This window comes from Moorena sp. SIO4E2, from assembly GCF_010671945.1.
GTDB lineage: Bacteria > Cyanobacteriota > Cyanobacteriia > Cyanobacteriales > Coleofasciculaceae > Moorena > Moorena producens.
In genome coordinates this window covers 1-11,317 of sequence record NZ_JAAHIE010000220.1, presented here as the reverse complement: position 1 = coordinate 11,317, position 11,317 = coordinate 1, and the positions used below count along the sequence as shown (strand labels likewise).

The following is an 11,317-nucleotide window of genomic DNA, read 5'->3' as shown; positions in this document are numbered from 1 at the left end:
TAAATAAGCGATGGAGTCGAGTCCGGTTAATCACTTCGTCTTTAGGTAAATCGTTAATTATTAATCGTTAATTATTAATTGACGAACAACTAAAAATGATAAGTAGTCAACCGGACATGATCTGACCAGCAATATTAAATCAATACGTCTTCTACAATCATTTCATTTAAAGTTTTCAATAAATCCCGCTCATTGTAAGGCTTAGAAAAATATGCAGATGCGCCTAAAGTCATGGCTAGTTTCCGATGTTTAGAACCACTCCGGGAGGTGAGCATAATAATGGGTAAGGTCTTTAAGCTCGGCTCTTCTTTGACCCGAGTTAAAAAGCCGTAGCCATCCAGCCGGGGCATTTCGATGTCACAAATAATGGCTTTCACCTCTAATCCCCGAAGCAGTTTTTCTATCCCATCCTGACCATCTTTGGCATGTTCTACAATATACCCAGCTTTTTCTAACCCCAATGCCAACATCCGGCGCACGTTAATCGAGTCGTCAATAATTAAGATAGTGTCTTTGGTACTTGGTTGTATCCCGAGGGAGGGAGGTTGTTGCTCCACAAATCCCTTTGAGGTGGAGCAATGTTGTGGGGATAAACTCTCTAGGTTACTGGTGCGCTGACAACTGATTATCCAGCGTACCATGGCATTGGCGTCTACCAGGGGAACCACTCGACCGTTGCCGAGAATGGTACAGCCGCTAAATCCATCAGGTAACCCTAGGGTTCCTTCTACTTGACGCACGGTAACTTCTCGCTCTCCCCAGGAGCGGTCTACACACAGGCCGATTAATTGCTCGGCTTGATTGATAATTAGAATAGTAGGTTCGTTAATGCTCGGGGTTTCTTCTAGGGTGGTGACCCGACGGCGACAGTAAAATTTCAGCCACTTTTTCAGGCGAATCAGGGACACCATTTTCCCTTGCCAGTTTATGACTTCGTTGCCTAGGGTGGTTAAGATTTGCTGGGATTTCAGCATCAGCATCTCTTGAATCACGTCGATGGGAAATGCCAAGAGCATACCGTTACTTTCCACTAAAAGGATGCGTGCTACCGATAGGGTAAAGGGGACGGTGAGGGTAAAGGTCGTTCCCCAACCGGGTTGGGTATCGACTCGGATATCCCCCCGGATTTGCTTGAGGTTGTTGCGCACTACATCCATCCCCACACCACGACCAGATAGGTCGGTGACTTGATCAGCGGTACTAAATCCGGGTTCAAAAATCAGGGACAGCAATTCCTGGTCACTGGCGCTGGCGAGCAGCTCCTGGTCTAATCCCATTTCCTCTGCTCTGGCTCGGATTTTGCTTAAATTAATGCCTTTGCCATCATCACGGAGGGTAAGCTGGGTCTGATTCCCTCTGTGGGTGGCTTTGATTTCAATAGTTCCCTTTGGCGGTTTCCCCATAGCCTGACGGGTGCTAGGGTCTTCAATGCCGTGGTCGAAGGCATTGCGCAATAAATGCATTAGGGGGTCACTCAGGGTTTCCAGGATGGTGCGGTCAATCAGGGTACCTTTCCCCATTACCTTCAGTTCTACTTGTTTGCCATGCTCGACACACAAGTCCCGCAAAGCTCGGGAAAATCGTCCCACTAAATCAGATAAGGGACGCATCCGAACCTGAGTAAGATTGGTTTGCAGCTGCTTGGCGGTTTTGTTTAATTCATGGGCAATGCTATCAGTATCGTCTAGGGTCAATTCCAAGTCGCTGGTAACTTCTTCAATTTGAACAATGGTTTCCATCACCTCCCTTGATAGCAGGTGCAAGTCGCTGTAGGAATCCATCTCTAAGGCATCAAACCCTTGAACAGTAATAGCTAGGGAAGCAGGGGAAGCAGGGGAAGTGTCAGAAGCGGCGGGAGAAGATACAGAAGATGGCAGGAAAAGTCCCTCAGATTTGCTGGTTTCCCCATCCCCCTGTCTTGCTGCCATTCCTCTTGGGGTGGCAATCTGGTCATAAGATGTGCGCAGCTTGTGATTGGAAGCTTCGAGAATATTGACCCGGCGGCTGAGGTTGTCTACTAGGGTGCGCAGTCGTCCCAGTTGCAGCGAAAGACCATTGCGCTCGATAGTCAGTTCTCCAAACAAGTCATTTAGTCGATCCAACTGTCGCACAGGAATGCGCACAGTATTTTCCTGGTGTGGGTCTTTTGAGGAGTCTTCCTGATTGTTCTCCCTCAGGAAGATGGGTTCAGGGGAAGGGGGGGAAGACAAGGGAGGGGGAGAAGACAAGGCAGAGGGGGAAGAGAAGGCAGAGGGGGAAGAGATGTTGAGATTGCTATCCACCCATTGAAATACCTTTACTTCCCCTTGGTCTGGCTGGTCTGGCTGGTCTGGCTGGTCTGGCTGGTCTGGCTGGTCTTCTTGGTCTTCTTGGTCTGGCTGGTCTGGCTGGTCTGGCTGGTCTGGCTGGTCTTCTTGGTCTGGCTGGTCTGCCTCATCCCCTTGTCCGACTAGTTCTGGCTGATCGGTTTCCAATTCCCCAACTAATATAGCTTCCTCTGCCACCCCTGGGTCTGTAACTCCTCCTTCATTCTCCTGAAACTCCCTAGGTTCCAGGCGGCGGGGTAAATGAGTCAGTTGACCTACCAGTACCAAAGCCTGGGATTGCCGCCACACCATTAGAGCTTGTTGGGCGATCGCTTCCACTTGGTGTGGGGCAGCTTCTAGCTGGTGATTGATGTCTTCGCACAACTGGCTAAAAGCCTCAAGCTGCAGCATTTCGCCTAACCCGCCTAATTCTTGAGCCATGATGGACACTTCTTCAAGCAAGCAGGGTCTTTCGGGGTCTGCTAACACCCCTTCTAGGCGAGCTAGACACCCTTCCACTTCTGTTTCAAACAGCATGGCAGTCACATTAGTGCCATCCTCTGCTCCTAGCATAGTCGTAGCATCATCTGCGACCGGGTCCCCTAGAATCTCGTGCAGTTGATCAAATACTGGGTTAGCTATGGTTTCTAGCCACTGGCAGTCTACCCGATTGCCCTGGCGGTTGATATCAAGTACCTGGCGCAGACAGTCTACCCCCTGTAGGAGTAGAGTTTCGAGTTGGTTTTCGATTGCGATCGCATTTTTCTTAGCCTTGAGAACTTTAAATGAATCCTCTAAGCGGTGAGTTAGGTGACTCAAGGTGCCATATCCCATCATCCCAGCTCCCCCTTTGACAGAATGAACTGCTCGCAGAATCCCATCCATTTTCTGACTATCAATGGGAGCGCTGGCTAAACCCAGCAGCACCGATTCAATGGTATCTAAGTATTCCTTTGCCTCTTCGAGAAACTGTAGCTGAATTTCCAGTTCTTTGTCCTGTGACATGTGTAGTGGTTAGTGGTTAGTGGTTAGTGGTTAGTGTTTATTGGTCATTAGTCATAATTCTGAGCAACTTTAAACTTGCCAACCGATGTTTGTAATTCTTCAGCAATACTGACAGTGTCTTGGAGGGAGTGGGAGATATGTTCTGTTGACTGGTAGGTGCGTTCTGAGATTTGGGCAATGTCTTTCATTACGTTTGTCACAGCGCTTGAGGTTTCCGCTTGGGAAACGGTAGCTTGGGATATGGATTGAATGAATTGGTCGATTTGGGTGGAGACGTTGAGGATTTGACGAAAACTGTCTTTGGCTTCTTGAACTAGATAGGTGCCTTCGACCACTTGGGTAGTCCCCAGTTCCATAGCTTCCACAACTTCGGAGGTGCCTTGTTGGATGTTGTCTACAATTTGTTCAATTTCTTTAGTGGCCGTGGCAGCGCGAGCAGCAAGTTCCCCAACTTCTTCGGCAACCACGGCAAATCCTTGCCCGTCTTCCCCAGCTCGGGCGGCTTCTATGCCAGCGTTGATGGATAATAGGTTGGTTTGCAGGGCAATTTGGTTAATAAATGCCACCACTTGGGAAATTTGCTGGGAGGATTCCCCGAGGCGCTTGACTTTTTTGGCAGTTTCTGCTATAGTATCTCTCAAAATTATGATACTGGCAACAGAGCGCTCAATAGCGTGGGTGCCGCTTTGGGCGGTGTTGGCAGCGGTATGGGCGACGGCAGCGGCTTGGCGGGCGTTGAAGGCTACCTCTTGAATAGAACTAGTCATTTGAGCCACAGAATCTAGGGTGTGGGTGATTTCCTGGGTTTGTTGGAGAGCGGCTTCAGAGAGTTGATGAATAGCTCCGGCATTGTCCCCAACGGACTGGTTTACCTGAGTGGCAGCAGTTTTGACTTGGGTAACAATCCCTCGTAGACTTTCGATTACGGCATTGAAGAAGTCAGCCACAGTGCCAATTTCCCCACTGAGGATCTCAGCCCTTACCGTTAGGTCACCTTGGGCAGCTCCTTCCACTTTATTGACCAGTTCTAACAGTTGCAACTGTAGGGCTTCCCGTTGTTGCTGTTGCTCCTGGGAAACTACTTCCGCAGCAGTGCGGGCTTGTTTGAGCTGGTCTACTAGCTTGGCTTGCTCAAGGGCAAAGCCCAATTGAATCGACATCTGCCTGAAAAAATTGATGTCTGATTCTTGCCAATGCCGGGTACCGGAACACTGATGGGCGACCAACAGTCCCAGTAATTTTTCCTCCCCTAAGATAGGGGCGACTAGGTTAGCTTTGACTTTAAACGGTTCAAGTTGACCGAAGTAACAATCACTCAAGCCTGCCTGGTAAATGTTATCCAAGGCAGTAACTCTACCCTGCTGATACTTTTCCACATATTGGTGGGCAAAGCAGGGGTCAGCAATTTCTGCTCCTAGGGATTTAGGCCAGCCATGACCCACAGATTCGGCGACAATGGTTCCTTGCCAATTTTCGTCAAACAGATAGACTAAAACTCGGTCGGTTTTCAGAGCTTCTCGGATGCCACTGATGGCTGACTGGTAGATTTCCTCGACTGTGAAGGATTGCCGGATACCGGAGGTAATCTCAATTACTTGCCCAGCTCGGTCGGCTTCAGCAGTCTTCAGTGTGGCGAGACTGGCACTGCTTAAGGCTAGTCCTAAGTGGGTGGCTAATTCCTGTAGAAAGTCAATCTCATCGGTGCGCCATACCCGAGTCCTAGAACACTGATGGGCTACCAATAAGCCAATTAGATTATCGACCCCCACAATCGGGACGACCAGGTTTGCCTTCACTTGCAGTCGGTTCAACAACTGCATATGGCCCGAGGCATATTTCACCGCTTGGACATCACTGGTGGGCACAACCCGTCCCTTGCGGTAGGCTTCCAGCAATTTTCTGGGAATACAAGCATCAGTGATTTCCTGGGCGATCGCTTTTGGCCAATGGGAGTCTACCGCTTCAGCCACAATGGTTCCCCGATAGCCTGGGTCAAAATAATAGATCACCACCCGGTCGGCAGCTAACTTTTCCTTAGCAGCATTCACCACTAAATCAAAGGCATGGGCTTTCTGATCAGGTTTGGCAGCATGGGTGACAACATCAGCAAATAACCGAGCCTTGTCTAGGGAAGCTTGTTGGTTAGCAACTAGGGTCTGTAGCTGAGATGCCATGCGGTTGATATTTGACCCAAGTACCCCCAGCTCATCGGTTCCCAGCAGCTCCAAACGGGTATCCAGTTCCCCTTCGCCAAGGGCTTTCACTGCCTTGGTAGCTGCTAGCAGGGGACTGGTCAACCGGTTAGCGAGATAGACAGCTACTGCAGCAACTAATAAGGTGGTCAGGGAGGTTCCCAGGGTCAGGGTGAGGAGTAATTGCCGCTGGGGCAGAAATGCGATCGCATCTGGGGTGGCCATCACTGCGACCCAGGGCAGGTCTGGTAAATCGTTGATTTTACTTAAATCGTTGTTTTTACTAAAGGGGGTATACGCTAGCAGATCCTGATGCTTTTTGACCTGATCAGATGTGACTAGAGTATTTGGTTTATCAGCAGTTAGCAGTTCCTTGGCGTCAGGGAATACCTTGGTTAGGGGCTGATTAACGATATTGCTTTGGTTGGAGAGAAAAATTTTACCGTTGCTGGTGTTGATTAAGTAAAGTTCTTCGCGTCCGCGGCCCATCAGGTTAATCGAATCTTGAAGGTATTGGATGGGCATCCGGGATTGGATAACTGCGACCAGCTCTTTTGTATTTTGGTCAAGTACCGGTGCAGCTAAGTAAAGGGATAACTGACCAGACGCATCCGACTGTGTCGGTTGACTAATCGCCGGTTGTTTGGTGTTGATCACCTGCTCAAAATAAGACCGGGAGCTGGGATTATCTACGGGAGTCTGATTAGATTTGGCAATGACTTTGCCTGTTAAGTCTAAAACAGCTATACTGTCGTAGACTTGGTAAATGTCTTGGTAGCGGTTTAATAATAAGGCTTGTCTTTCCGAAAGGGAGCTGGTCTGCTGTTGACTGGAATTAGTAAAAACTGGGAGCGTAGCTAGAAATCGAATATCCGCATAGCGTTCTTGTATGAAGCCGTTGAGTTTGTCTTCTAGGCTAACTACCCTAGCAATGTTGTTTTGGGAAATTTCTTCGGTAATAGATTGGTTGGCTAAGTTATAGGCAATAGAGCCAATCAGTAGTACAGGAATAGTGCCTAGGGTGATTAATAATGATGTTACTTTAGTTTTTAAGCTGAGTTTAAGACCCCCAGAGCTTTTGGAAGTGCTAGGTGGTTCAGTGGAGCCTATAAGCTCAACCCCATCCTGATTGGAGTTTTGGGTTACTTCTGTCCTAGTCACATTTATAACTGAGTCCAATTCGGCATGGTGACGATACCTGTCTTGGGTTACCCCCTGACTAGTTAAATCCTTATTAATTTCATTATTATATATTGATTTATCAAACTGTTTCACCATAAAAAAGCACCATTACCTGGCTACTAACTTAGTTTTTATAAAAGCATTGATATATCTATTATATTTTAAAAAAATGGTCTATTTTCGGATAGTATTAAATTAACAATCAACAATTAACAGCTCCCATTGAGCTTAAGTCAATTCCCGTTAAATTAGGTGTTGTGTAAAAGAGATGAAGCCATAATTGCCAAACCATCTAGTACTAACAAAATTTCTTGCTCTTGCAAAGCGCATCCTCGTAAGTAGGGAACCAAACCCGATGACACTTGTCCCAGTGGAGATTGAATACAATCGGGTGTTAGTCGCAACACCCCTTCAATGCTTTGGACGGCAACCCCTAAAGACGCTGACTGATTACGGAGCGTCACTATGTTGTACTGTTGAACATTGGTTTCTACCGTCGGTAAACCTAGCATTTGAGCTAGATCAATGACCCACAACACACGAGAACGCCGATTCATCAACCCCTGTACGTAGAAGGGCATATTTGGCATGGGGGTCAGACGCTCTTGGGGCAAGACTAGAACTTCCTGGGCTTGATGCATAGATATAACCGCAGGGGTTTGTTCATTTAACAAAAATTTAAGATAAGCATCCCCGATATTATTGTGTTCTTCAGATGGTTTGGTTATACTAGCTAACTGAGACCAGGTCTGGGGGGTATGGGCTAGGGCTGAGGTATTCATTAATTCACAAGTTAACCTATGTGAGGAGACCAATAATTGGTGAGTTTATAATTGGTGAGTTTGTCAAAGTATTGGTTAGGTCAACTATAACCAATAAAATAATCTATAGTAATAACCTATAGAGGGATATGTATTTATAAAACCACCCTAAATGTCTTAATAAATCAACACCGAATTCAGCTTTTTATCCTTCATAGATATAAAGTAGATAGTTACCCAATGATTATTTGAGATGTTTAAACACTATCTTGAGGAGATCGGATTGGTTAAACGGTTTAGTCAAGTAACCAGATGCTCCAACAAGTTTAGCCTTAGCTCGGTCTAGGAAACCAGTATTCCCTGTTACCATAATAATTGGGGTATGTTTAAAAAGTGAATGCTTTCGTAACAGAGAACATAGCTCATAACCATCTAAGTTTGGCATGGCAACATCGAGCAAAATTAGGTCAGGCTTAATGCGGATAACTTGCATTAATGCCCTAACTGGGTCATTAATCATGACAACAGAGAAACTTTTATCTTCTAAGAAGGAGTTGATGGCATTTAAAACACTTGTACTATCATCAATGCAAGCAATCTTGTAAGTTTTACTGGTAGACGTTGGTTGTTGATTAACCGAGGTATGATGCTGAAATCTCTGCTCTAATGGAGCCGAGTTATTTAGAGAGGATTCGTGAATTGAGTTCAATGGTGTAGAATTTCCGATTGGGACTACAGAATTAGAGCTATAGGGATTATTCACTGGCTTTGAGTTAGAAGAGTGCTGATGTTGTAACTGTTCGTAACAGTGTTCAACAATTGTGCGAAGGTCAAGCCTACAAAATTTAGGCAAATCCTCAGATGGATTAGTTTCCAGTAATTGGTAAGTTCCTTCTTTCTCTGACAGCAGAGAACCGATTACGTCTTCAGCCAATTCTTCGATCAGACTTGCTGCCTGAACGGAATTCAGATAATGTTGATTGACCAACCAACAAATTGCTTGGTAATCTGAAGGATAATTTGAATGACTGTTTAAGTTGGCTTCAAAGATCAGGCGAACCTGAACCCGAACCGCACTAACAAGGGTAGGAATTCTACGACTTAGACGAGATAAGTAATGGTCTAGGCGATCAAAGGGGTTGATCGAGTTTGAGCCATAAATTAATTGACCATTTTCTAGATAGATTGACCAAGAAACTGAACCACTAGATACTTGTAAACATCCATTGGCATGGCGACTAGATAATTGAGCCAATAAGGAAAGGGGGTTTAGTTTTTTATCATGCCTGTAGCTATTGATGTAGGTGGAGTTCATTTTTCTCTAATCCGCTGTAAATCAATTGATGAAAAAAATCAATACTAATGATTGATTTGCTTGGGTTAATAGTTAGCTACATCCTAGCTAGAGTAGATTCCGGAAAGTTTTCTTGAAGTTAAATTATTTTTTTAACTAAAAATCGATTTTCTACACAAATAACAGCCATACCCAAACTAAAACTGTACAATAGGTCATGTGATGTGACTAGTAAAAATTACCTAATTAACTTAGGTAGTAGCTGCTTACCTGAATTCTATATCTCAGAAATGAATGGGAGCTGAGATTCAAAAATTAAACGGTTTTAAGTTTTTCCAAAAAAATTGAGGGGTGAATCGTCATTTGCATTGCACCATGACATCCAAGAGTGAAGGGTAACTATAGTAAACTTGGATACACCCTGTAGGGACAGAAAAACTTTCCCAACACTAGATTAACCAAAAATTCACTCGTTGTCCATTATCATAACAAGGTTGTCTATCATCTGTGTAAAGCTTATATAAATAGTTTTTTCAATGGATGAAGTTAGTGTAATTAATCAGTGACTATTTACTGGCTGGCAGAAAATATTACCTAACAAGGGGTCAGGGGAAAAGTCTCGGAATTTATCGTGATAGTCAGAAGTACTGCTCTAATCAATCAGGAGCTTAGCTAAAATCACTTTAAGATTTGGCTAATGACATTAACGACAAGTTAGTTAATATAACCAAAATTGCACTTGTCAATAGCATTATTTTCAAGTTATAGTTGGTGGAGCTCGAATCAGCTGTTACACACTTAACTTGCACACTGAAGTAGGACTAGCCTACGGCAAGTCGAAGAAAGCGTCTACATTTATATAGCCCCTATATAACCCTATTATGAACGAGTTTGGGGGGCTAGTGCAAGATATGAGGTATATTAGTATACTAATATAGTAATTACTTTGTGTGATTGCCAGCAAAGAAGTGCTTTCCATCAGCAGGGTGATTTGGTCAAGACGTTTCCCGCTCTACAGGGAGACGCAAAAAAAATAGTTAGGTTAAATAAGACGTTACTGCCGCAGTCTATCCTGGGAGTAATTGTCCCCCATTATAGGAATAACTTTAGGAATAAACTGATCTCGATGCTAGCTATCGTTAACAATTAACAATCAAGGCTAGGAATGCTGCGGAAGCAGTTCCTACCCCATATCTTGTCGTTTTATCAATTGGTTAGACAAGTATGGGAAGCTATTCATCCCTTACAAAGCCAGTTTAGGTTACATTTGAGCTGAATTTTTTCTCAAGTCCCATTAAATCGGGCTATAGCTATAAACTCAATTCCAAAGGGTGCATCTCATATTTGTAAAAAAGATCTCAATTGTGGGGCGGGGGCGCGGGGCGGGGGCGCGGGAATTTTCGGGAGCATCCCATTTTTGCCCATAACACTTTCAATTATGTTTTTAAACCCTAGTACTCTCGTTAGTTTGAGCCATGGATTTGCCAAATTGGGATGCTCCCGAATTTTCTCCCGAATTTTTGCATAATTGCAAAACTGAGATGCACCCATTCCAAACGTATTTTGCTGATCAAATATCATGACTCATTTTGGCATAATTTGTCCTGCTGCTTCTGGTCATCTTAACCCTATCACTACTTTAGGTTACGAACTGAAACAGCGTGGTCATCGCGTCACCGTATTAGGAATTGAAGACCCTCAACCAAAAGTTCTAGCCAGAGGATTATAATTTCAGGTGATTGGCAAGTCTGATTTTCCCAAAGGAACAACAAAAGACGTATTTACTCAACTAGGTAATCTGAGTGGAATTAAGGCATTACATTATACAATGAATTGGTTTTTAAATGTAGCCAAAATGTCTCTTAGGGATACCCCAGAAGTAATTAAAACAGCAGGTATAGAGGTATTGTTAGTCGATCAAGCTTCTCCAGAAGGAGGAACTATCGCTGACTATCTAAACATTCCTTTTGTTAGTGTATCCACTGCCTTAATGCTGAATCGGGAAATAAGTGTTCCTCCCTTTACCACATCCTGAAATTATGACCCTTCATGGCGGGAACTTCTACGGAACAGACTAGGTTATGCACTGGTTTCTTTTCTGGGTAAATCTCTGGGAAAAGTTATTCATGATCATCGTAAACAGTGGAATTTATCTCCCTATAATAAGGTGAATCAACACTATTATCAATTGGCTCAACTTAGTCAACAGCCTGCTGAATTTGAATTTCCCAGAAAAGAACTACCGTCTTGTTTTAATTTTACATGTCCGTATCATTATTCAAATTAAGTTAGTCTAGAATCAATTCCCTTTACTTCTGAAAAATTAACTTGATAACCGTTAATTTATGCTTCTATGGTAAATCTAAAAACTCGGCTTTTTGGGTTTTTAAAATGATTGCATAAGCTTGTATGGGATTAGATGTTCAATTAGTAATCACTTTAGGTTGGGGAGTTAATCCAGAATATTTGCCAGAATTTCCAGGCAATCCCATAGTTGTTGGCTATGCACCTTGCGTTGCTTAATAATGGAATGATTTTAAGAGTTTTTAGGTGCGCTTGACCTTGGCGAATTAAATT

Annotated in this window: 6 protein-coding genes; 2 read left to right on the top strand and 4 right to left on the bottom strand. The window is 44.3% G+C overall.

Annotated features, from left to right (window positions below; translation table 11 throughout):
* Positions 1-134 precede the first annotated feature (134 nt).
* The 4 genes from F6K37_RS21090 to F6K37_RS21075 all read right to left on the bottom strand — a co-directional run bounded on the left by F6K37_RS21090 (position 135) and on the right by F6K37_RS21075 (position 8,761).
* Positions 135-3,311 (bottom strand): hybrid sensor histidine kinase/response regulator, encoded by a 3,177-nt coding sequence (locus F6K37_RS21090; protein WP_008181157.1) that lies wholly within the window; start codon positions 3,309-3,311, stop codon positions 135-137.
* Positions 3,312-3,358: 47 nt separating this feature from the next.
* Positions 3,359-6,781: a methyl-accepting chemotaxis protein gene (locus tag F6K37_RS21085; RefSeq protein ID WP_287251934.1), complete on the bottom strand. Its 3,423-nt coding sequence runs from the start codon at positions 6,779-6,781 to the stop codon at positions 3,359-3,361.
* 152 nt (positions 6,782-6,933) lie between these two features.
* Complete coding sequence (locus tag F6K37_RS21080) at positions 6,934-7,467, bottom strand: chemotaxis protein CheW (RefSeq protein WP_008181153.1); 534 nt, start codon at positions 7,465-7,467, stop codon at positions 6,934-6,936.
* 223 nt (positions 7,468-7,690) lie between these two features.
* Positions 7,691-8,761, bottom strand: a complete 1,071-nt coding sequence (locus F6K37_RS21075) for a response regulator (protein WP_287251932.1) — start codon at positions 8,759-8,761, stop codon at positions 7,691-7,693.
* Between the two features lie 1,558 nt (positions 8,762-10,319).
* On the opposite strand from F6K37_RS21075, the gene F6K37_RS21070 reads away from it, so the two are divergent.
* Together F6K37_RS21070 and F6K37_RS21065 are read left to right on the top strand one after the other, a co-directional pair.
* Positions 10,320-10,469: a hypothetical protein gene (locus F6K37_RS21070; RefSeq protein WP_008181150.1), complete on the top strand. Its 150-nt coding sequence runs from the start codon at positions 10,320-10,322 to the stop codon at positions 10,467-10,469.
* A 6-nt stretch (positions 10,470-10,475) separates the two neighbouring features.
* Positions 10,476-10,775: a hypothetical protein gene (locus F6K37_RS21065; protein ID WP_008181148.1), complete on the top strand. Its 300-nt coding sequence runs from the start codon at positions 10,476-10,478 to the stop codon at positions 10,773-10,775.
* Positions 10,776-11,317: the final 542 nt, after the last annotated feature.

Excerpts from the sequence above, each read along its gene's own strand:
- F6K37_RS21090 (WP_008181157.1), bottom strand. The coding sequence starts at position 3,311 with ATGTCACAGGACAAAGAACTGGAAATTCAGCTACAGTTTCTCGAAGAG.
- F6K37_RS21085 (WP_287251934.1), bottom strand. The coding sequence starts at position 6,781 with ATGGTGAAACAGTTTGATAAATCAATATATAATAATGAAATTAATAAG.
- F6K37_RS21080 (WP_008181153.1), bottom strand. The coding sequence starts at position 7,467 with ATGAATACCTCAGCCCTAGCCCATACCCCCCAGACCTGGTCTCAGTTA.
- F6K37_RS21075 (WP_287251932.1), bottom strand. The coding sequence starts at position 8,761 with ATGAACTCCACCTACATCAATAGCTACAGGCATGATAAAAAACTAAAC.
- F6K37_RS21070 (WP_008181150.1), top strand. The coding sequence starts at position 10,320 with ATGACTCATTTTGGCATAATTTGTCCTGCTGCTTCTGGTCATCTTAAC.